Source organism: Nonlabens sp. Asnod3-H03 (assembly GCF_045063665.1).
GTDB classification, from domain to species: Bacteria; Bacteroidota; Bacteroidia; order Flavobacteriales; family Flavobacteriaceae; genus Nonlabens; species Nonlabens ulvanivorans.
This window is the reverse complement of sequence record NZ_JBEFOD010000006.1, coordinates 225,896-245,675: the sequence shown is the minus strand read 5'-3', so window position 1 is coordinate 245,675 and position 19,780 is coordinate 225,896. Positions and strand designations below refer to the sequence as shown.

Annotated in this window: 28 protein-coding genes; all 28 read right to left on the bottom strand. The window is 36.2% G+C overall.

The window, feature by feature from the left end; genetic code table 11:
* Positions 1-35 precede the first annotated feature (35 nt).
* The 28 genes from ACJJVI_RS01295 to rplB all read right to left on the bottom strand — a co-directional run bounded on the left by ACJJVI_RS01295 (position 36) and on the right by rplB (position 19,779).
* Entirely contained in the window at positions 36-5,261 is a 5,226-nt protein-coding gene (locus ACJJVI_RS01295) for a reprolysin-like metallopeptidase (protein ID WP_405349874.1), read from the bottom strand.
* A 179-nt stretch (positions 5,262-5,440) separates the two neighbouring features.
* Positions 5,441-6,721, bottom strand: coding sequence for a phosphopyruvate hydratase (gene eno, locus ACJJVI_RS01290; RefSeq protein WP_036580366.1), 1,281 nt, complete (start codon positions 6,719-6,721; stop codon positions 5,441-5,443).
* Positions 6,718-7,836, bottom strand: coding sequence for a glutamine-hydrolyzing carbamoyl-phosphate synthase small subunit (gene carA, locus ACJJVI_RS01285; protein WP_405349870.1), 1,119 nt, complete (start codon positions 7,834-7,836; stop codon positions 6,718-6,720). Before carA ends, eno begins: the two co-directional genes overlap by 4 nt.
* Positions 7,837-7,922: 86 nt before the next feature.
* A complete protein-coding gene (gene rplQ, locus ACJJVI_RS01280; RefSeq protein WP_036580362.1) occupies positions 7,923-8,396 on the bottom strand; it encodes a 50S ribosomal protein L17 in 474 nt (157 codons plus the stop codon).
* A gap of 28 nt (positions 8,397-8,424) precedes the next feature.
* Positions 8,425-9,417 carry a DNA-directed RNA polymerase subunit alpha gene (locus tag ACJJVI_RS01275; RefSeq protein ID WP_042295431.1) on the bottom strand — a complete coding sequence of 331 codons (993 nt, stop codon included), beginning with the start codon at positions 9,415-9,417 and terminating at the stop codon, positions 8,425-8,427.
* A gap of 23 nt (positions 9,418-9,440) precedes the next feature.
* Positions 9,441-10,046 carry a 30S ribosomal protein S4 gene (gene rpsD, locus ACJJVI_RS01270; RefSeq protein ID WP_042247937.1) on the bottom strand — a complete coding sequence of 202 codons (606 nt, stop codon included), beginning with the start codon at positions 10,044-10,046 and terminating at the stop codon, positions 9,441-9,443.
* A gap of 84 nt (positions 10,047-10,130) precedes the next feature.
* A complete protein-coding gene (rpsK, locus tag ACJJVI_RS01265; RefSeq protein ID WP_036580357.1) occupies positions 10,131-10,520 on the bottom strand; it encodes a 30S ribosomal protein S11 in 390 nt (129 codons plus the stop codon).
* Positions 10,521-10,531: 11 nt separating this feature from the next.
* Positions 10,532-10,906, bottom strand: coding sequence for a 30S ribosomal protein S13 (rpsM, locus tag ACJJVI_RS01260; RefSeq protein ID WP_036580355.1), 375 nt, complete (start codon positions 10,904-10,906; stop codon positions 10,532-10,534).
* A gap of 3 nt (positions 10,907-10,909) precedes the next feature.
* Positions 10,910-11,026: a type B 50S ribosomal protein L36 gene (gene ykgO, locus ACJJVI_RS01255; RefSeq protein WP_015361145.1), complete on the bottom strand. Its 117-nt coding sequence runs from the start codon at positions 11,024-11,026 to the stop codon at positions 10,910-10,912.
* Position 11,027: 1 nt separating this feature from the next.
* Complete coding sequence (infA, locus tag ACJJVI_RS01250) at positions 11,028-11,243, bottom strand: translation initiation factor IF-1 (protein WP_015361146.1); 216 nt, start codon at positions 11,241-11,243, stop codon at positions 11,028-11,030.
* Positions 11,243-12,580: a preprotein translocase subunit SecY gene (secY, locus tag ACJJVI_RS01245; protein ID WP_036580349.1), complete on the bottom strand. Its 1,338-nt coding sequence runs from the start codon at positions 12,578-12,580 to the stop codon at positions 11,243-11,245. The genes infA and secY overlap by 1 nt, the downstream gene beginning before the upstream one ends.
* A 9-nt stretch (positions 12,581-12,589) precedes the next feature.
* Positions 12,590-13,042, bottom strand: coding sequence for a 50S ribosomal protein L15 (gene rplO / locus ACJJVI_RS01240; RefSeq protein WP_036580347.1), 453 nt, complete (start codon positions 13,040-13,042; stop codon positions 12,590-12,592).
* Positions 13,043-13,053: 11 nt separating this feature from the next.
* Positions 13,054-13,233, bottom strand: coding sequence for a 50S ribosomal protein L30 (rpmD, locus tag ACJJVI_RS01235; RefSeq protein WP_036580343.1), 180 nt, complete (start codon positions 13,231-13,233; stop codon positions 13,054-13,056).
* Between the two features lie 10 nt (positions 13,234-13,243).
* Entirely contained in the window at positions 13,244-13,768 is a 525-nt protein-coding gene (gene rpsE, locus ACJJVI_RS01230) for a 30S ribosomal protein S5 (RefSeq protein WP_006795799.1), read from the bottom strand.
* A gap of 17 nt (positions 13,769-13,785) precedes the next feature.
* A complete protein-coding gene (gene rplR / locus ACJJVI_RS01225; protein WP_036580341.1) occupies positions 13,786-14,133 on the bottom strand; it encodes a 50S ribosomal protein L18 in 348 nt (115 codons plus the stop codon).
* Between the two features lie 14 nt (positions 14,134-14,147).
* The gene (rplF, locus tag ACJJVI_RS01220) at positions 14,148-14,690 is read right to left on the bottom strand and encodes a 50S ribosomal protein L6 (protein WP_036580339.1); all 543 of its coding nucleotides are present in this window, start codon (positions 14,688-14,690) and stop codon (positions 14,148-14,150) included.
* A gap of 10 nt (positions 14,691-14,700) precedes the next feature.
* Positions 14,701-15,099 (bottom strand): 30S ribosomal protein S8, encoded by a 399-nt coding sequence (gene rpsH / locus ACJJVI_RS01215; RefSeq protein ID WP_036580336.1) that lies wholly within the window; start codon positions 15,097-15,099, stop codon positions 14,701-14,703.
* A 19-nt stretch (positions 15,100-15,118) separates the two neighbouring features.
* Positions 15,119-15,388, bottom strand: a complete 270-nt coding sequence (gene rpsN, locus ACJJVI_RS01210) for a 30S ribosomal protein S14 (RefSeq protein ID WP_036580333.1) — start codon at positions 15,386-15,388, stop codon at positions 15,119-15,121.
* Between the two features lie 4 nt (positions 15,389-15,392).
* Positions 15,393-15,944 (bottom strand): 50S ribosomal protein L5, encoded by a 552-nt coding sequence (rplE, locus tag ACJJVI_RS01205; RefSeq protein WP_006795803.1) that lies wholly within the window; start codon positions 15,942-15,944, stop codon positions 15,393-15,395.
* A gap of 2 nt (positions 15,945-15,946) precedes the next feature.
* Positions 15,947-16,258 carry a 50S ribosomal protein L24 gene (rplX, locus tag ACJJVI_RS01200; protein ID WP_036580331.1) on the bottom strand — a complete coding sequence of 104 codons (312 nt, stop codon included), beginning with the start codon at positions 16,256-16,258 and terminating at the stop codon, positions 15,947-15,949.
* A 9-nt stretch (positions 16,259-16,267) separates the two neighbouring features.
* Positions 16,268-16,636 (bottom strand): 50S ribosomal protein L14, encoded by a 369-nt coding sequence (rplN, locus tag ACJJVI_RS01195; protein ID WP_006795805.1) that lies wholly within the window; start codon positions 16,634-16,636, stop codon positions 16,268-16,270.
* Positions 16,636-16,893, bottom strand: a complete 258-nt coding sequence (rpsQ, locus tag ACJJVI_RS01190; protein WP_036580329.1) for a 30S ribosomal protein S17 — start codon at positions 16,891-16,893, stop codon at positions 16,636-16,638. Before rpsQ ends, rplN begins: the two co-directional genes overlap by 1 nt.
* Positions 16,894-16,902: 9 nt before the next feature.
* Positions 16,903-17,085: a 50S ribosomal protein L29 gene (rpmC, locus tag ACJJVI_RS01185; protein ID WP_036580326.1), complete on the bottom strand. Its 183-nt coding sequence runs from the start codon at positions 17,083-17,085 to the stop codon at positions 16,903-16,905.
* A gap of 6 nt (positions 17,086-17,091) precedes the next feature.
* The gene (gene rplP, locus ACJJVI_RS01180) at positions 17,092-17,514 is read right to left on the bottom strand and encodes a 50S ribosomal protein L16 (protein WP_006795806.1); all 423 of its coding nucleotides are present in this window, start codon (positions 17,512-17,514) and stop codon (positions 17,092-17,094) included.
* Positions 17,515-17,523: 9 nt separating this feature from the next.
* Positions 17,524-18,246, bottom strand: coding sequence for a 30S ribosomal protein S3 (rpsC, locus tag ACJJVI_RS01175; RefSeq protein ID WP_006795807.1), 723 nt, complete (start codon positions 18,244-18,246; stop codon positions 17,524-17,526).
* An 8-nt stretch (positions 18,247-18,254) separates the two neighbouring features.
* Positions 18,255-18,665, bottom strand: a complete 411-nt coding sequence (gene rplV / locus ACJJVI_RS01170) for a 50S ribosomal protein L22 (RefSeq protein ID WP_036580323.1) — start codon at positions 18,663-18,665, stop codon at positions 18,255-18,257.
* 8 nt (positions 18,666-18,673) lie between these two features.
* The gene (gene rpsS / locus ACJJVI_RS01165; protein ID WP_036580320.1) at positions 18,674-18,952 is read right to left on the bottom strand and encodes a 30S ribosomal protein S19; all 279 of its coding nucleotides are present in this window, start codon (positions 18,950-18,952) and stop codon (positions 18,674-18,676) included.
* Positions 18,953-18,954: 2 nt separating this feature from the next.
* The gene (gene rplB / locus ACJJVI_RS01160; RefSeq protein ID WP_405349851.1) at positions 18,955-19,779 is read right to left on the bottom strand and encodes a 50S ribosomal protein L2; all 825 of its coding nucleotides are present in this window, start codon (positions 19,777-19,779) and stop codon (positions 18,955-18,957) included.
* Position 19,780 lies beyond the last annotated feature (1 nt).

The window sequence follows — 19,780 nt, the reverse complement described above, 5'->3', positions numbered from 1 at the left end:
AACTGTCTGATAGTTCCCAAAAACTTATTCAAACATTATTTTACAATGATTTGCAGAGTAGCGCTCTCATCTAAAGTTGAGACTTTAACTAAATACATTCCACTACTTAAATTTGATTGAGGTTTAATGGTAAGGCTGTTATTAAATGTAGCCTCTTGATCGTGTATCAATTGCCCAAGTGTATTATATAAACTTACCTGAACTTCTTTACCATTTAATAAATCGCTTTGAATAGTAAACTGACCGCTACTAACTGGATTAGGAAATAATCTAAGGTCAGCCTGTAGATTTATATCGTTACTACTTAATGTAACATTTTCAAAAACGATTTCAAATCTGTTGATATCATTACTTGCTGCATCACCTGGCAAAACATCAAAATCAATAGAGTTAGCACCTTCTACAAGATCTGTACGGTTTGTGGTGTAGTGATCTATTAGTACTGGTTTTACTCCTACTAATCCGTCGATTAACACTTGCATGGTGTACTGAGTTGCTCTAAATCGATCAGTTAGTAAGGTCATATGATCTCCTACAACGGGCATTATATTTTTATCAATACTCAATAGATTTCCATTATTGACTATCGCAAGAGTTTCATCTTGATTATAAAACTTTACAGCATCGCTTTGATCTATTTGAGGATTATTTGCACTATTTATTCTTCTTACAGTTTGGTCAACAATAGTTTGGGTACTGCGATTCACCAGACTTATAAGAACACTTGAATTGTTTTGTGGCTGATTGAAAATATTATTTAAATCTTCACTCACTTTTTTATGAGATTCTTTAAAAGTAATATTTGCTGCACCAGTCGCTTGAATAAAAATAGACTGTCCAGGTTGTAAATACTTATTTGCATTACTAGCAAAAGGTATAGGATCACCGTTAAGTGTACTCATGTCAATAGTAGCGTATGCTCCTCTTGTGTTTAAATTAGGATCCCAATAGTATGCAAAATTCACATTAACACCAGAAGTTGATACATCATTAAGAACAGTTTTAAAGTCAACATTTGCTTGGTATGGATTTGCTATCATTATAAAATCTCCATTACTGGTAGCTAGTGAACTATTAAAGTCACCTAAATGCAAATTACCTTTTGCTCTTAGTGTTGTATTGGTAGCTGCAGGAGCATTTTGAGTAATATCAACCGTCCTATCTCCTCTTACCATTAAACGATATGCAGTACCTACTTGTAACTTATCTACATCTGTGTTGGGTTGAGATGCCCAAACAGAATTTACGGCATCATAAGTAAACATAGATGGATTACCTGATGCTGTTAGATCAAATCCGTTTGCACCAGTAAGTGATCCTGTTATATGTGTACCTAATCCAGCTATCGCTGATCCATTTTCTTGCCAGTTTTCATAAATTGAATTAGTTGAATTAACAGACGAAGCTATTAACCTAAAAGCTCTTTTTGCAGGAACATATCGCTCTACCTGTACAACTCCATTAATAGTAGCACTACTGGCATCATCTAATTGAGCAGTTCTATTGACATCACTACGGAAAACGATATTCCCATTAGTATTTATAGTAGTACTAGCAGGCGTAAATACATTATGTATATTCATTACTGCAGTTATTGATATTGTATTTGAACCTGTCATCGATACTTGACCTATGTCGATAATTCCATCACCTGATATAGACTGTGCACCAGAACCTGAAAAAATAAGCTGCCCATCAGTTGCACCTATATATCCATCAGTTGAAAAATCACCTAAGACAGTGAGGCTATTATTAAGGAATAAACTATTTGCATTCCCTATAACTTGAAAATTATTAATTTGAGAATCCGTACCAATAATAGCTAAGCCATTTATTACTTGCGCGTTTAGAGAGCCGGTATCTGCGTTAGGTGCAAAAGGTGTCCATCCATTATCATAAATTAAAGTAGGCTCTTCAATAGCTATATTAAACGTTTGAGCATTCATTAATGTATTAGCATTACCTAACACAGTAAAGTCAAAGCTATCTGTAAGCACCATTTCAGTTGAATCGTGATTATAGACAATTCTATCATTATTAAGATCTGATTGTGTAAAAGTATCTCCTAAATTAAGAGCAACACTACTTAATTCTAGACCACCTTGTTTAGGTAATCGCGTAACTACGTAAATCATATTTGCGTTAGTCGTACCTGTTTGTTGAGTTCTAAGTAGAGTCTGATCGATTATTGAAGTTGCTCCATATGCCGTAGTTAATAGATTGTTTCTATTATTATCGATATCATTTACATATTGCAGTCTTCCACAAACAGTAACACTGAATTCATTAAAAGTACCACCTGTACCAGAAGTTCTATCTGTTGCCAACAAAACCCATTCTCCTTGAGCACTTAGCCCGTTAAATCTTGAAAAAGCCTGTCCAGGTCTTAAATTCCCGGTTAAAGCACCTGTATAACCAGGATTACAAGCAAAAGCTGCAGTTCCTTGATCACTAACAATCAAATCAAAATCTCTACCGGCAGCACATTCTCTATTATATACCTCTGAAAAACGGCCTGACGGTGAGCTTAACTGCATTTTGATATGTCCAGTATCATTATGATCTGCACGCATGTAAAAGCTTAAATTAGTAATCTCAATATCGTCGGGAACATTTACACGTGCACTTACTGCGTTAACATCTGTCTCCCAGATATTATCATTGTTTTCAAAGTATTCATTATCATAGACATTACAGACATCTTGAGCTGTCTGGAATGCAGCTATTGATGCTATTGATCCGGTAGCACAACCATTTGAAGGTGTTATCCTCCAATAATATATTTGAGAAGGATTAAGTGATGTAGTCTGTAATGATGTCTCATTAATAACTGTTGAACTTTCTATAATTGAAGAGAAATCAGACGTTGATGAAACCTCTACTAAATAGCTTGAAGCACTAGGTAAGTCTTGCCATTCTAATATAGGATTTGCGACCTGATTACCAGCACCATTTAATGGAGATAGGATTACAACCTCGCCTACACCATTATCAAATACTTTTAAGTTAAACTCTTCATCAATGGTAGCAGAGTTTGCAGTCGCAACTACTCTAAAGTTGTATAAATCTGCGTCTACTTGATCTGTTCCTGTTACTACTGCATTTACCGCTGTAGAGCTAGATGCAGAAGAAGGACTAAAAGACGCTGTAAGTCCAGATGGTAATTGTAAAGCACTAAATGTCACTACTTCATTAAATCCAGGTGCTGCATTATAGTTAAAACTAAAACTTGCGTCAGAAGGCTGACATGTAGAGATATCAACCGATGGTGCTGATAATTCAAATGTACCTTCTTTAATTTCAAAATCGTTCTCTGAAATATTGAAGAAGTAGTTACCAACTGCTTCTACCATTACACGAGCCTGACTAGTTTTAATTCCAGTAGGTAAATTAAGTGTATAACTTCCATCATTTGGAGTACTGTTAACAAGAACTATTGGGTACGTATATCCACCATCTAAAGAAAGAGATAATTTAACTTGTGTTGCATAAGTTGAAGAATTAGTACCATTTACAGCCCATAATATCGTTCTACTCTCACCTTCATACCATGTCTCGCCTCCACTAGGCGCATTTACCTCTACCGGTCCATTTGCTCCTACAGTTATAGTAAGACCAGCATAATCAGTTTGTCCACCATTAGGGTTATTATCTCTAATAGTACAAAAGAATCTCATATCTCTCTCAACACTAGGTAAAGTTTCCCAAGTTGGATCTACACCATTTACCAAGTCATCAAGGTTAGGAAAATATCTAGTAGGACTAGTCGTCGCAAACTTAGACCTAAACATAGGACCAGTTGAGTTAGTAGGCAATGGAGGCTGTGTTGCACCAGTATTTGCTGCCGTTCCTGTATCCAATTGTTCCCAATTATAAGTATAAATTTCTCCAGTGTCTGGAGTTGTTGATGAGCTAGCTGTCAATTTAAACGGTGTCGATTTAGGAATAATTTTAGACCCATCATTTACCGCTGCTGGAGCTGTAAGATTACCGTTTAACGTCAAATCAATTTCAGTATCACACGTGTCCCCATCAGAATTACCTTGCATCTGAAATAGACTAATTAAATGAAAATAAGCATCACTATTCTCTTGAACATTAGGCGCACATATACCAGCATATCCCATGATAGTACTAGCGCTACCAGATTCATATGGTGAAGACGATGGGGAACCACCAAAACAACCATTATAGAAAGTATGTTCAGCACTAAATTGATGGCCTATTTCATGACATACATAATCAATATCAAAAGGATCAAACTCTGGTGTCACAATTCCAGTAACTCCTTGTCCTTTAGTACTTGCACAAGGACTTTGACCTGCAATTCCACCACCACCGGTAGAAAAGACATGACCTATGTCATAACTAGTAGTCCCGATCCTATTATTGATGTTACTAGTATTTGTCCCTAACATCTGAGAACCACTATAATTATCATAAGGATCTGCAAAACCTTGATTATTTTGATCATTGAAATAAATCAACCTATCATTATTTGCAACTAGTGTAAATCTAATTGACATTTCTTGCTCATAAACACTATTAACACGTGCTAGAGTAACTATAATAGCCGCAAGAGCATCTGCCCTAGCATCTCCATTGGCCGCATTACCATCATCGTGATATGAAGTATACTCTGATGTTGTAGCAATTGCAATTTGATAAGTTTTAAAAGTCAAGTCTCTAAAGGCCTTTGTTTGAAATTCACTTATTTCTGGCATATTAGCATTATTAACTAATTCATCAGTATGACATTCAAAACTTAAATCCGTTCGCACTAAGTCACGACGGTTGTACACCATGATATCATCAGGCGTCACTTTAGAAAAAGGATCCATATATAGAATACTTTCTCCTGTAATTACACCTCTAAATCCTTGAGGCGTTACCGTAAAATATATTTTATTTAATGATGTGCTAGAGTAACCGTAGTAAGAATGGATATCAGGAAAATCAGTCATTAACTGTGATTCCATCGCTCCAGCATCATATACATTAAATGTTTCGAATTGGTCATTACCTATCGGAAAATCTACCGCGATTGAAGCGCCACCTGAAAATCGATCTACAGCGCCTTCCAATTTTTGAACTAACACATCTGGATTGATATGGTATAAATTATAACTAGCAGGTTTTATCGGCCTTTGAGCATCTGTTAAAGACGGTAATCCGTCTTTAGAAAAGTTTTCCCATATCACGCCTTGACTATAAGACAATGATACAGAAAGAAATACAAGAATAAGTACTATTTTTTTCATGTTTAATCGTTTTTGGGAAGCACAAGTATGCGACACTAAAACGATAAAAACAACATTTAGACGATAAAAATTAATTTTAAAGGGTTTTTATTGCATTTCATCGATATAAAAAAGCCACTTATAACAAGTGGCTTTAAAATATTTGCTTTCGCGAAAGCGTACTAGTATTCTGTCGATAACTAAAAAGCGTTACGTGCAGGATAATATGCACTTTCTTGTAGTTCTTCCTCTATACGTAATAACTGATTGTATTTTGCCATGCGATCAGAACGAGATGCGCTACCTGTTTTAATCTGACCAGTGGACAAGGCTACTGCTAAATCAGCGATAGTATTATCTTCAGTTTCTCCACTACGGTGAGACATTACCGATGTGTAGCCAGCTTTATGAGCCATTGTCACTGCAGCGATAGTTTCAGTAAGTGTTCCTATTTGATTCACTTTAATAAGAATAGAATTAGCAATACCTTCTTTAATTCCTCTAGAAAGTCGCTCTACATTAGTAACAAATAAATCGTCACCAACTAGTTGAACTTTATCGCCTGCAAGATCTGTTAGGATTTTCCAGCCTTCCCAATCGTTTTCATCCATTCCATCTTCTATAGAAATAATTGGGTATTTTGTAGCCAGAGAAGCAAGATATTCTGCCTGCTCTTTACTAGACCTTATAACACCTTTATCTCCTTCAAATTTTGTGTAATCATACTTACCATCGACAAAAAATTCTGCAGCAGCACAATCTAATGCAATCATAACATCTTTACCTGCAGTGTAACCGGCATTATCAATAGCTTTAATAATAGTATCTAAAGCATCTTCAGTTCCATCTAAAGTTGGAGCAAATCCACCTTCATCACCTACGGCTGTACTTAGACCTCTTTCATGTAAAACTTTTTTCAAATGATGAAATATCTCAGTTCCCATTTGTAGAGCATGGCTAAAACTCTCAGCCTCTACTGGCATTACCATAAATTCTTGAAAAGCTATCGGTGCATCACTATGAGAACCACCATTGATAATATTCATCATAGGCACAGGTAATGTACATGCACTCATACCACCTATATATTTATATAAAGGCTGATTTAATTCAGCTGCAGCAGCTTTAGCACATGCGAGAGATACTCCTAATATGGCATTTGCACCAAGTTTTGCTTTGTTAGGCGTACCATCAAGGTCGATCATTAATTGATCAATATGCTGTTGATCAAAAACAGAAGTACCCATTAATTCAAGCGAAATTACTGTGTTAACGTTATTTACAGCATTACCAACACCTTTACCCATATAAGATTTACCGCCATCTCTTAATTCTACAGCCTCATGCTCACCTGTAGAAGCACCTGAAGGTACAGCAGCTCTTCCCATAATACCGTTAGAAGTAATTACATCAACCTCTACCGTTGGGTTTCCTCTTGAATCAAAAATTTGTCTTGCGTGTACGTCAATTATTGTGCTCATGCTATATGTTTTTTAGTTGTTTTAATTAAATCAATGAATTGGTCAAATAAATACGTTGCATCATTAGGGCCTGGACCAGCTTCTGGATGATATTGAACGGAGAAACAAGGTTTGTTTTTAATTTGTATACCTGCAACAGTATCGTCATTTAAATGCAGGTGTGTTATCTCAATGTCGCTATTTGCAATTGCTTGAGACTTATTAATGGCAAAACCATGATTTTGAGATGTGATCTCGCCTTTTCCAGTAATTAAATTTTTAATTGGGTGATTGATTCCTCTATGACCGTTATGCATTTTATAAGTAGACACACCCATCGCGAGTGCAATCACCTGATGACCCAGACAAATTCCAAACAGTGGATTATTAGATTCTATAATTTGTTTTGCTGATTCTATAGCCTTAACTAAAGGTTCCGGATCACCAGGACCATTAGATATAAAATAACCATCTGGATTAAATGCAGCCATCTCTTCATAAGAAGAATTGTATGGAAACACTTTTATATAAACGTCTCTCGATGCTAAATTACGAAGGATATTACTTTTTATTCCTAGATCAAGTGCTGCAACCTTAAATGTTGAATTTTTATCACCATAAAAGTAAGGCTCTTTACAAGATACTTTTGAAGCTAACTCCAAACCTTTCATGGAAGGAACATTATTTAATTTAGATTTTAAAGCTTCTAAATCATCCACATCAGTAGAGATAATGGCATTTTGTGCACCATGATCTCTAATATAACGAACCAAAGCTCTAGTGTCAACATCAGATAGTATTACAAGTTTCTTTTCCTCTAAATATTTAAATAAATCTGATTGGGCAGCAGGCCTAGAAAACTCTTCAGAAAAATTCTTACATATCAAACCTGCTATTTTAACAGAATTAGATTCAGCATCATCATTAGTAACGCCATAGTTACCGATATGCGCATTAGTTGTCACCATAATCTGACCAGTATATGATGGATCAGTAAAAACTTCTTGATAGCCTGACATTCCAGTATTAAAACAAATCTCTCCAGTAGCAGTACCACCTTCACCAATTGCTTTACCATGGAATATTGTACCATCTGCTAAAAGTATAACAGCGTCTTTTTTATTCAAATAACTCATAATAGAAATTGTTTTTCAAAAATAATTTAAAAAAAAAGGACCAATGCGAAAGCATTGATCCTTTTATCTACATATTATCAAAGATATTACTCTTCTTCATTAGTATTGTCTGTTGAAGTTTCAACTGGGGCAGCAGTAGAAGATTTACTACGACGACTACGTCTAGTATTTTTCTTCTTACCTTCGTTAGGGCTGTAAATTTCATTAAAATCTACAAGCTCAATCATTGCCATATCAGCATTATCTCCTAAACGATTACCCAACTTAATAATACGAGTATATCCACCTGGACGATCAGCTACCTTAGAAGAAACGTCTCTGAATAACTCAGTTACAGCTTCTTTACTTCTAAGCTTAGCAAATACTAAACGACGATTATGAGTTGTATCTTCTTTAGATTTAGTAATTAGCGGCTCTACAAACTGCTTTACAGCTTTAGCCTTTGCTACAGTAGTATTAATACGCTTGTGTTCAATTAATGAACAAGCCATATTTGCCAGCATTGCCTTACGGTGTGCTGTCTTTCTACCTAAATGATTAAATTTCTTTCCGTGTCTCATCTTATTTTGTTTCTTTAACTAGCCTAAACTAGTCACGGTCAAGTTTATATTTTGATAAATCCATACCGAAGTTAAGTCCTTTAACGTTCACAAGTTCTTCAAGCTCAGTTAAAGATTTCTTACCGAAGTTTCTGAATTTCATCAAATCATTCTTATTGTAAGAAACTAAATCACCTAGTGTTTCAACTTCAGCAGCTTTAAGACAATTTAATGCACGTACAGAAAGTTCCATATCTACAAGTTTAGTCTTAAGCAATTGTCTCATGTGAAGGCTTTCTTCATCATAAGTCTCTGTTTGTGCAATCTCATCAGCTTCAAGAGTGATTCTCTCATCAGAGAACAACATGAAGTGATGGATAAGTGTTTTAGCAGCCTCAGTTAAAGCCTGCTTTGGGTGTATACTACCATCAGTAGATATTTCAAAAACTAGTTTTTCATAATCAGTTTTTTGTTCTACACGATAGTTTTCAATACTATATTTTACATTCTTTATAGGAGTAAAGATAGAATCAATAGCTATTGTACCAATAGCTGCATTAGAGTTTTTATTCTCTTCAGCTGGAACATATCCTCTACCCTTCTCAATAGTTAGTTCCAAATTAAGACTAACAGATGATTCTGTATTACAGATAACCATTTCAGGATTCAAAACCTGAAAACCTGAAATATACTTCTGCATATCTCCAGCGGTAAAGGTATCCTTTCCTGAGAAAGAAACATTTACAACCTCACTATCAACTTCATCAATCTGACGTCTGAATCTAATCTGCTTGAAATTTAAAATGATTTCAGTAACATCTTCAACTACTCCTTCGATTGTTGAGAATTCGTGATCCACACCTTCTATACGTATAGAAGTAATAGCAAACCCTTCAAGTGATGAAAGTAATACTCTACGAAGAGCATTTCCCACAGTAAGACCATATCCTGGCTCTAAAGGTCTGAATTCGAATTTACCTTCAAAATCAGTAGAATCAATCATGATTACTTTATCCGGCTTTTGGAAATTTAATATTGCCATAAGATTACTTTGTGGATTAATTATTATTTAGAGTACAATTCAACAATCAACTGTTCTTTAATGTTTTCAGGAATTTGCATTCTTTCAGGTACACTAACGAAAGTTCCAGACATGCTTGATTTATTGAATGTAATGAAATCGTAAACATGCTCGTTACTGGATAAGGACTGATCAATAGCACTTAAAGATTTTGATTTTTCACGAACAGCGACAACATCACCAGGCTTCAATTGATAAGAAGGGATATTAACTAACTCTCCATTAACAGTAATATGTCTGTGTGAAACTAACTGACGTGCTCCACGACGAGTTTTTGCAACACCCATTCTGTAAACAACATTATCTAAACGTGACTCACATAACTGAAGTAATACCTCACCAGTAATACCAGTACTACGAACAGCCTTTTCAAACATTAAACGGAATTGCTTCTCTAGCACTCCATAAGTATACTTAGCTTTCTGTTTTTCTTTAAGCTGAACCGCATACTCTGATTCTTTTCCACGGCGTCTTGCATTACCGTGCATACCTGGAGGATAATTTTTCTTCTCCAAAGCTTTACTAGGGCCAAAAATTGGTTCTCTGAATCGACGTGCAATTTTTGCCTTAGGACCTCTATATCTTGCCATTTTACAAAATTTATTGAATGATGTACTGTGAATTCAGGTCAATATCCTTCGACAGCCACATAACCACTCGTTATTAATAATTAATTAAACTCTACGACGTTTAGGTGGACGACAACCATTGTGTGGTAATGGAGTAACGTCAATAATTTCAGTTACTTCTATTCCTGAATTGTGAATACTACGAATAGCACTTTCACGACCATTACCTGGACCTTTAACGTAAGCCTTTACCTTACGAAGACCAGCTTCATGTGCAACTTTGGATGCATCTTCAGCAGCCAATTGAGCTGCATAAGGAGTGTTTTTCTTAGAACCACGGAAACCCATCTTACCTGCAGATGACCATGAAATAACTTCTCCTTTTTTATTTGTCAAAGAAACCAATATGTTATTGAAAGAAGATGAAATATGAACTTCACCAACTGATTCAACAATTACTTTACGCTTTTTTGATACTGTTTTAGACTTTGCCATATCAATACTTATTATTTAGTTGCCTTTTTCTTGTTAGCAACAGTCTTACGTTTACCTTTACGAGTACGTGAGTTGTTCTTAGTTCTTTGACCTCTAAGTGGAAGCCCAGATCTGTGGCGAATACCACGATAGCAACCAATATCCATTAGACGCTTAATATTAAGCTGTGTCTCAGATCTTAATTCACCTTCTATAGTGAATTCACCTATGGCTGCACGAATCTTACCAATTTCATCATCATTCCAATCTGTCACCTTTTTATCTAAGCCAACACCCGTATCGATAAGAACTTGTTTTGCACGATTACGTCCGATACCGTATATGTAAGTCAATGAGACTTCTCCACGTTTATTTTTAGGTATATCTACCCCTGCAATTCTAGCCATAGCTTAACCTTGTCTTTGTTTAAATTTTGGATTCTTTTTGTTGATTACATAAAGACGACCTTTACGGCGTACAATTTTACAATCAGCACTTCTCTTTTTAATCGATGCTCTTACTTTCATATTAGTACCTATAAGTGATCCTTGCTTTCGTTAAATCGTAAGGACTCATTTCTAATTTTACTTTATCTCCTGGAAGCAACTTAATGTAATGCATACGCATCTTTCCAGATATGTGTGCCGTTACTACGTGCCCGTTTTCTAATTCTACCCTAAACATTGCGTTAGACAATGCCTCTATAATGGAACCGTCTTGTTCTATTGCCGACTGTTTTGCCATTACGCTACTGCTTTTCTATTTTTACCTGTTTTAATTAAGCCATCATAATGACGATTTAACAAGTATGAATTTATTTGTTGCATAGTATCTATCGCTACTCCTACCATAATTAATAATGATGTACCTCCATAAAATAATGCCCATTGCTGTGTTACTCCCATAAGAGAAACAAAAGCTGGAAATATCGCTACTAAAGCAAGGAAAATGGATCCAGGCAAAGTAATTTGAGACATAATTTTATCTAAATAATCCGCAGTTTCTGTTCCAGGTCTAATTCCTGCAATAAAACCACCATTTCTTTTTAAATCATCGGCCATCTTATTAGTAGGGACAGTTATTGCGGTGTAAAAATAAGTAAATATTATAATTAATAATGCAAAAACTAAATTATACCAAAAACCAAAAATATCACCGAAAGCAGTTTGAACTGTTGTAGCCCAAGAAGTATCTAGCTGACCTAAAGCTGCTGGAACAAACATAATTGCTTGAGCGAATATAATAGGCATTACACCAGATGCATTTAACTTTAAAGGAATAAACTGCCTAGATCCTTGTTCATTTTTTTCATAACCGCCTGATGCAGCTCGTCTTGCGTATTGTACTGGAATCTTACGAACAGCCATTACAAGCATAATACATAGCAAAATTACAACAAACCAAACTAATAACTCAACCAAAACTAACATCACACCACCAGTACCCGTGACTCTAGCAGCAAATTCTTGTACGAACGCCTGAGGTAATGTAGCTATAATACCAACCATAATTAACAGCGATATACCATTTCCAATACCCTTGTCAGTAATTTTTTCTCCTAACCACATCGCAAAAACGCAACCAGTAACAAGAATAATAGTACTACTAACAAGAAAAAGATTCATATTATCAGGCATCAAATAGGCATCACTAGGAACACCTAAAGTGCCAAGACTTAAAAGATAACTTGGAGCCTGAATTAAACAAATACCAATAGTTAACCATCTAGTAATTTGATTAATCTTCTTTTGACCACTAGCACCTTCTTTTTGTAGCTTCTGTAAATAAGGAATTGCAATCCCCATAAGCTGCACAACAATACTAGCCGATATATACGGCATTATACCTAAAGCAAACACTGACGCATTTGAAAAAGCACCACCGGTAAAAGCGTTAAGGACGAAACCAATACCACCACCCTCGAAATTTTCAGAGAAACTAGCTAGTTTACTTGAATCTATTCCTGGAAGAACTACTTGTGCACCAAAACGGTAAACAAGAAGCAAACTGAAAGTCATAATAATACGATCTTTCAGTTCATCAATTTTCCAAATATTTTTTAATGTTTCTATAAATTTCATCGATTAAGATTATAAGGTTTGTGCTTGACCACCAGCTTTTTCAATGGCAGCCTTTGCAGTTGCAGTAAACTTATGAGCACTTATGTTAATAGTAGCTTTCAATTCACCACGACCTAATATCTTAACTAAATCATTTTTATCGACAAGACGCTCCTCTATTAAATTCTCAATAGTAATTACATCACTCAAACGTCCTTCATCTACATAAGCTTGCAAAACATCTATATTGACACCTGCATACTCTTTACGATTGATATTTGTAAAACCAAACTTAGGAACACGTCTTTGTAAAGGCATCTGACCACCCTCAAAACCGATTTTCTTAGAATAACCAGAACGAGATTTAGCCCCTTTGTGACCACGTGTAGCTGTACCACCTTTACCAGAACCCTGACCACGACCAATGATCTTGGCAGATTTTTTAACTGAACCTGCAGCAGGTTTAAGATTATTTAAACTCATTTATTTTCTTTTTAAGCCTTCTCAACAGAGACTAAATGTTCAACTTTAGCAATCATTCCCTGAATAACAGGAGTATCATCATGCTCTACAACCTGATTCATTTTACGTAAACCCAACGCTTCCAGAGTACGTTTTTGTCTTAACGGTCTTTTAATTGCGCTACGCACTTTTTTTATTTTTAACTTTGCCATTATCGTATGATTAACCGTTAAATACTTTATCTAAAGAAACACCTCTTTGTTTCGCCACTGTATGAGCATTACGCAATTGCAACAGAGCATCGAAGGTAGCTTTTACAACATTGTGAGGATTTGAAGAACCTTGATTCTTAGAAAGAACATCATGTACACCCACAGCCTCAAGAACTGCACGAATAGCACCACCGGCAATTACTCCAGTACCTGTTGCAGCAGGAATTAATAAAACTCTTGCTCCACCAAATTTACCCTTTTGCTCATGTGGTATTGAACCTTTAACGAGAGGAATTCTTACCAAGTTTTTCTTAGCATCCTCAACAGCCTTAGAAATAGCCTCAGAAACCTCTTTAGACTTACCTAAACCATGACCTACTACTCCACTTTCATCACCAACAACGACAATCGCTGAAAATCCAAAAGCACGTCCACCTTTTGTTACCTTAGTAACACGTTGAACACCCACTAAACGATCCTTAAGATCAAGCCCACTAGGTTTTACTAATTCTACGTTTTTATATTTTTGGTACATTACTGTAATGTTTGTAATTAAAATTTAAGACCAGCTTCTCTAGCCCCATTAGCCAAAGACAATACGCGACCGTGATAAAGATAACCTCCACGATCAAACGATACCGTTTCAACACCAGCAGCTTTAGCCTTCTCTGCTACAGCCTTTCCTACCTCATTTGCTATAGAAATTTTTTCGCCATTTGACTTTAAATCTCTTGATGAAGCTGACGCTATAGTTACTCCATCTACGTCATTGATAACTTGAGCATAAATCTCTTTATTACTACGGTACACCGATAAACGAGGACGTTCAGCTGTTCCCGAAATATTCTTACGAATTCTTCTGCGGATTTTATTTCTTCTTTCAGACTTTGAAAATGCCATAATATACTTATCTATTATGCTGATTTACCAGCTTTTCTTCTTAATTGTTCACCCACAAATTTAACACCTTTTCCTTTATAAGGCTCAGGTTTTCTGAAAGATCTTATTTTTGCTGCTACTTGACCAACTAACTGCTTGTCAAAAGAAGATAATTTAATCTTCGGGTTCTTACCTTTCTCAGAAATTGTTTCTACCGTTACTTCCTTAGCTATATCCAACACAATATTGTGTGAATAACCTAAAGCTAGATCCAAGACCTGTCCTTGATTAGATGCTCTATAACCAACACCGACGAGTTCAAGCTCTTTAGACCAACCTTCAGAAACACCAGCAATCATATTAAAAACTAAAGACCTATATAATCCATGCTTAGCCTTATGATCTTTGGAATCAGAAGGACGAGTTACTAAAACCTCATCTCCTTCTACCTTAATGGCAACATCCGAGTAAACCTGAGTAAGCTTACCTAACTTACCTTCTACATTTATAACTCCGTTGTCAACCTTTACGGTAACACCAGCTGGAATTGCTACGGGATTATTTCCTATTCTAGACATATCTAATTATTTAATATACGTAACAAAGAACCTCACCACCTACATTCTCCGTACGGGCTTGTTTATCTGTCATTACACCTTTACTAGTTGAAACAATGGCAACACCTAAGCCATTAAGAATTCTAGGTAACTCACCTGCACCAGCATATTTACGTAAACCAGGCTTACTTAACCTTTGGATATCCTTTATAACTGACTCCTTGGTTTCTCTATCATATTTCAAAGCTATCTTAATGTTATCCTGAGCTGAATGCTCTTCAAACTTATAACTTAGAATATAACCTTGATCAAATAAAATCTTAGTAATTTCCTTTTTTAACTTAGAAGCAGGAACATCAACAACACGGTGATTAGCACGTACTGCGTTTCTAATTCTAGTTAAATAATCTGCGATTGGATCTGTATTCATAATGCTATATTTAAGCTAATTACCAACTAGCTTTTTTAACTCCTGGGATTAAACCTTGATTTGCCATCTCTCTAAAAAGAACACGGGAAATACCGAACTGTCTCATATACCCTTTTGGCCTACCAGTAAGCTTACATCTATTGTGTTGTCTTACAGGAGAAGCATTTTTAGGTAACTTCTGAAGAGCTTCATAATCTCCAGCTTCCTTTAAAGCTTTGCGCTTGTCAGCGTACTTTGCAATTAGTGCCTCACGTTTGCGCTCACGCGCTTTCATTGATTCTTTTGCCATTGTATTAATCCTTTTTGAAAGGTAAACCAAGCTCACCAAGAAGAGACTTTGCCTCTTTATCAGTTTGCGCACTAGTAACGAATGTAATATCCATACCAGAGATTTTATTAACCTTATCTATATTTATTTCTGGAAAGATGATTTGCTCAGTAATTCCTAAATTATAATTTCCTCTACCGTCAAAACCACTAGCTTTGATACCTTGAAAATCTCTAACACGCGGTAATGCAACCGTAACTAAACGATCTAGAAATTCGTACATACGCTCACCCCTCAACGTCACCTTAACACCTATAGGCATACCTTTACGTAACTTAAAGGAAGCAACATCTTTCTTAGAAAGCGTAGCAACAGCTTTTTGACCAGTAATTGTTGTCAACTCATCAAGAGCATAATCAATCAATTTTTTATCGGCAACTGCAGCACCAACACCACGGCTTAATACTATCTTTTGCAACTTAGGAATCTCCATTACATTATTGTAACCGAATTCCTCTTTTAAAGAAGCAGCAACGCGCTCCTTATATTCTGTCTTGAGTCTAGGAATATATGCCATGACTAAATTAAATCGTTTGTTGTTTTAGCAAATCGAACCTTCTTATCACCTTCCATACGATAACCAACACGAGTTGTTTTACCATTATTGTCAATCAATGACAAATTAGAAATCTGCATTGGAGCTTCAATTTCTTTAATCCCACCCTGTGGATTGGTAGCGCTTGGCTTCTCATGCTTTGAGACCATATTCACACCTTCCACGATGGCTTTATTTTTGTCTTTAAAAATACGAGTAATAACACCTTCAGAACCTTTATGTTCTCCAGCAAGTACACGTACTTTATCTCCTGTTTTAATTTTTACCTTTACCATGATTGTAAATTATAATACTTCTGGAGCTAATGAAACTATTTTCATAAATTGCTTATCACGCAATTCTCTCGCAACCGGCCCAAATACACGAGTACCTCTCATTTCCGAGTTAGGATTCAATAACACACAAGCATTATCGTCAAATCGTATATAAGATCCATCTGGTCGACGCACCTCTTTTTTAGTTCTTACTACTACTGCGGTAGAAACAGCACCTTTTTTGATATTACCATTAGGTGTAGCTTCTTTAACAGAAACAACAATTTTATCTCCTACTGACGCATACCTTCTTTTAGTACCACCTAACACCCTAATACAAAGCACTTCTTTTGCTCCCGTATTATCAGCCACCTTAAGTCTTGATTCTTGTTGTAACATTACTTAGCTCTTTCTATAATTTCTACTAATCTCCAATTCTTAGATTTACTAAGAGGTCGAGTCTCCATGATACGTACCGTATCACCTTCATTACACTCATTTTTTTCATCATGAGCAACGTATTTCTTAGTCTTTAAAACGAACTTTCCATACATAGGGTGCTTTCTCTTCTTAACTTCCGCAACAACGATACTTTTATCCATCTTGTTACTTCTTACAACACCAATACGTTCTTTTCTTAAATTTCTAGTTTCCATAATGTTCGTCTACTGATTATTTATAGCCGTTTTAAGTCGAGCGATAGTTCTACGCAAATCCTTAATTTGAGAAGGATTATCTAGTGGGGACACTATATGCGTTCTCGTAAGATCTGCATAAACCTTCTGTGATTCTGCTAACTTATCACTAAGTTCAGCAGCAGAATAACCTTTTACCTCTGATTGTTTCATAACTACTTATTGTTCTTGAAAATCGCGAGCGACTATAAATTTTGTTTTAACTGGTAACTTTTGCGCCGCTAACCTTAGAGCCTCCTTTGCTGTTTCAAGTGGAACACCTGAAATTTCAAATAAAATTCTACCTGGCTTAACTACAGCAGCCCAATATTCTACCGCACCTTTTCCTTTACCCATACGAACCTCTAAAGGCTTCTTAGTTATAGGCTTATCTGGAAATATTTTGATCCATAAAGAACCTTCTCTCTTCATGTAGCGAGTCGCAGCAATACGCGCAGCCTCAATTTGACGAGAATTAATAAATTCTGAATCTAATGATTTGATACCAAACGTACCATACGCTAGCTGATTACCGCGTCCGGAATTACCCTTCATGCGACCCTTCTGCTGTTTTCTAAACTTTGTCTTTCTAGGTTGTAACATCTCTAGCTATTATTTTCTGCGACGACGATTTCCACCTCTGTTCCCAGAGCCGCCATCTGATTTACTTTGTTTCTTCGATAAACCTACTAACGGAGATAACTCACGCTTTCCATAAACCTCACCTTTCATAATCCACACCTTAACACCTAAGCGACCATAAGTCGTATGAGCCTCAACTAAAGCATAGTCTATATCAGCACGGAATGTAGATAAAGGAATTCTACCATCTTTGTAAGATTCAGAACGAGCCATTTCAGCACCATTCAACCTACCAGAGATTTGTATTTTAATACCTTCAGCATTCATACGCATTGCAGCAGCGATAGCCATCTTTATTGCACGTCTATATGAAATTCTATTCTCAATTTGGCGAGCTACACTTGCTCCTACCAAAAAGGCATCAAGTTCAGGACGTTTAATTTCGTGAATATTAATCTGCACATCTTTACCAGTAATCTTCTTAAGCTCTTCCTTAAGACGATCCACCTCTTGACCACCTTTACCTATAATAATACCAGGTCTAGCAGTAGTTATTGTTACAGTTACAAGTTTCAAAGTACGCTCTATAATAACTCTTGAAACACTAGCTTTAGATAAACGAGCATGAATATACTTACGTATTTTATCATCCTCTGCAAGCTTGTCACCATAATCATTACCACCGTACCAGTTAGATTCCCATCCTCTGATGATACCTAAACGATTTCCTATCGGATTAGTTTTTTGTCCCATATCCTTTTTTAGTTAACCTCTGTATTATTAGTTTGACCTAACACAACAGTAACGTGATTCGATCTTTTTCTTATTCTATGTGCTCTACCTTGAGGCGCTGGACGCAACCTTTTCAACATAGACCCACCATCAACTCTTATCTCTTTAATAAAAAGACCAGCTTCAGCAACATCAGAATCTTCATTCTTCGCTTGCCAATTAGCTATAGCAGACAAAACTAATTTATCAAGTCTACGAGCAGCTTCTTTAGATGAAAACTTTAAAATATTTAAAGAATCCTCAACCTTTTTACCTCTGATAATGTCTGCCACTAACCTCATTTTACGAGGACTAGTAGGACAGTTGTTAAGCTTAGCAAATGCGACGCTCTTTCTCTCTTCCTTAAGCCTTTCAGCCATTTGTTTTTTACGAACTCCCATAGCTTAGATTACTTTTTTCCTTTGTTCTTAGCTCCTGCATGACCTCTAAAAGATCTTGTTGGAGAGAATTCACCTAACTTGTGACCAACCATATTCTCTGTAACATAAACAGGAATAAATTGCTTCCCATTATGAACACCAATAGTTTGCCCGACAAAATCAGGAGTAATCATTGATGCACGAGACCAAGTTTTAATAACAGTCTTTTTTCCGGACTCAACATTTTGAGCCACCTTAGTTTCCAACTTATGGAATACATAAGGTCCTTTTTTTAATGAACGAGCCATAATTATTTCTTTCTACGTTCTAAAATATATTGAGTACTAGCTTTATTCTTGTCACGAGTACGATAACCCTTAGCAGGTATACCGTTACGAGAACGTGGATGACCACCTGAAGACTTACCTTCACCACCACCCATAGGGTGATCGACAGGATTCATAACAACAGGACGTGTTCGAGGCCTTCTACCTAACCATCGTGATCTACCAGCCTTACCACTAACCACCAATTGGTGATCGCTATTTGAAACAGCGCCAATTGTAGCTAAACACTCTTGCAAAACTAATCTTGTCTCACCAGAAGGCATTTTAACAGTTGCATACTTACCATCCCTTGCCATTAACTGAGCAAATGAACCAGCACTACGAGCAATAACAGCTCCCTGACCAGGATGCAACTCGATACAACTAATAATACTACCCAAAGGAATACTCGATAATTTCATAGCATTACCAACCTCAGGAGACACAGAGTTACCAGAAACTATATTCTGACCAACTTGCAAACCATTCTGAGCTATAACATAACGCTTTTCTCCATCTTGATAATTCACTAAAGCAATAAAAGCAGTCCTATTCGGATCATACTCTATAGACGCGATTGTAGCAGGCACTCCTTGCTTATCTCTTTTAAAGTCTATAATACGGTAGCGCCTCTTATGACCACCACCTTTGTAACGCATAGTCATACGACCACTAGCATTACGACCACCTGAACGTTTTTTCGGAGCGAGTAAACTCTTTTCCGGCTTATCAGTCGTTATGGCATCATAGCCATTAACAACTCTAAATCGCTGTCCAGGAGTAACAGGTTTTAATTTTCTAACTGACATC

Coding starts and splice junctions, on each gene's coding strand:
- ACJJVI_RS01295 (WP_405349874.1), bottom strand. CDS start 5,261: ATGAAAAAAATAGTACTTATTCTTGTATTTCTTTCTGTATCATTGTCT.
- eno (WP_036580366.1), bottom strand. CDS start 6,721: ATGAGCACAATAATTGACGTACACGCAAGACAAATTTTTGATTCAAGA.
- carA (WP_405349870.1), bottom strand. CDS start 7,836: ATGAGTTATTTGAATAAAAAAGACGCTGTTATACTTTTAGCAGATGGT.
- rplQ (WP_036580362.1), bottom strand. CDS start 8,396: ATGAGACACGGAAAGAAATTTAATCATTTAGGTAGAAAGACAGCACAC.
- ACJJVI_RS01275 (WP_042295431.1), bottom strand. CDS start 9,417: ATGGCAATATTAAATTTCCAAAAGCCGGATAAAGTAATCATGATTGAT.
- rpsD (WP_042247937.1), bottom strand. CDS start 10,046: ATGGCAAGATATAGAGGTCCTAAGGCAAAAATTGCACGTCGATTCAGA.
- rpsK (WP_036580357.1), bottom strand. CDS start 10,520: ATGGCAAAGTCTAAAACAGTATCAAAAAAGCGTAAAGTAATTGTTGAA.
- rpsM (WP_036580355.1), bottom strand. CDS start 10,906: ATGGCTAGAATTGCAGGGGTAGATATACCTAAAAATAAACGTGGAGAA.
- ykgO (WP_015361145.1), bottom strand. CDS start 11,026: ATGAAAGTAAGAGCATCGATTAAAAAGAGAAGTGCTGATTGTAAAATT.
- infA (WP_015361146.1), bottom strand. CDS start 11,243: ATGGCAAAACAGTCGGCAATAGAACAAGACGGTTCCATTATAGAGGCA.
- secY (WP_036580349.1), bottom strand. CDS start 12,580: ATGAAATTTATAGAAACATTAAAAAATATTTGGAAAATTGATGAACTG.
- rplO (WP_036580347.1), bottom strand. CDS start 13,042: ATGAGTTTAAATAATCTTAAACCTGCTGCAGGTTCAGTTAAAAAATCT.
- rpmD (WP_036580343.1), bottom strand. CDS start 13,233: ATGGCAAAGTTAAAAATAAAAAAAGTGCGTAGCGCAATTAAAAGACCG.
- rpsE (WP_006795799.1), bottom strand. CDS start 13,768: ATGTACCAAAAATATAAAAACGTAGAATTAGTAAAACCTAGTGGGCTT.
- rplR (WP_036580341.1), bottom strand. CDS start 14,133: ATGGCATTTTCAAAGTCTGAAAGAAGAAATAAAATCCGCAGAAGAATT.
- rplF (WP_036580339.1), bottom strand. CDS start 14,690: ATGTCTAGAATAGGAAATAATCCCGTAGCAATTCCAGCTGGTGTTACC.
- rpsH (WP_036580336.1), bottom strand. CDS start 15,099: ATGAATACAGATCCAATCGCAGATTATTTAACTAGAATTAGAAACGCA.
- rpsN (WP_036580333.1), bottom strand. CDS start 15,388: ATGGCAAAAGAATCAATGAAAGCGCGTGAGCGCAAACGTGAGGCACTA.
- rplE (WP_006795803.1), bottom strand. CDS start 15,944: ATGGCATATATTCCTAGACTCAAGACAGAATATAAGGAGCGCGTTGCT.
- rplX (WP_036580331.1), bottom strand. CDS start 16,258: ATGGTAAAGGTAAAAATTAAAACAGGAGATAAAGTACGTGTACTTGCT.
- rplN (WP_006795805.1), bottom strand. CDS start 16,636: ATGTTACAACAAGAATCAAGACTTAAGGTGGCTGATAATACGGGAGCA.
- rpsQ (WP_036580329.1), bottom strand. CDS start 16,893: ATGGAAACTAGAAATTTAAGAAAAGAACGTATTGGTGTTGTAAGAAGT.
- rpmC (WP_036580326.1), bottom strand. CDS start 17,085: ATGAAACAATCAGAGGTAAAAGGTTATTCTGCTGCTGAACTTAGTGAT.
- rplP (WP_006795806.1), bottom strand. CDS start 17,514: ATGTTACAACCTAGAAAGACAAAGTTTAGAAAACAGCAGAAGGGTCGC.
- rpsC (WP_006795807.1), bottom strand. CDS start 18,246: ATGGGACAAAAAACTAATCCGATAGGAAATCGTTTAGGTATCATCAGA.
- rplV (WP_036580323.1), bottom strand. CDS start 18,665: ATGGGAGTTCGTAAAAAACAAATGGCTGAAAGGCTTAAGGAAGAGAGA.
- rpsS (WP_036580320.1), bottom strand. CDS start 18,952: ATGGCTCGTTCATTAAAAAAAGGACCTTATGTATTCCATAAGTTGGAA.
- rplB (WP_405349851.1), bottom strand. CDS start 19,779: ATGTCAGTTAGAAAATTAAAACCTGTTACTCCTGGACAGCGATTTAGA.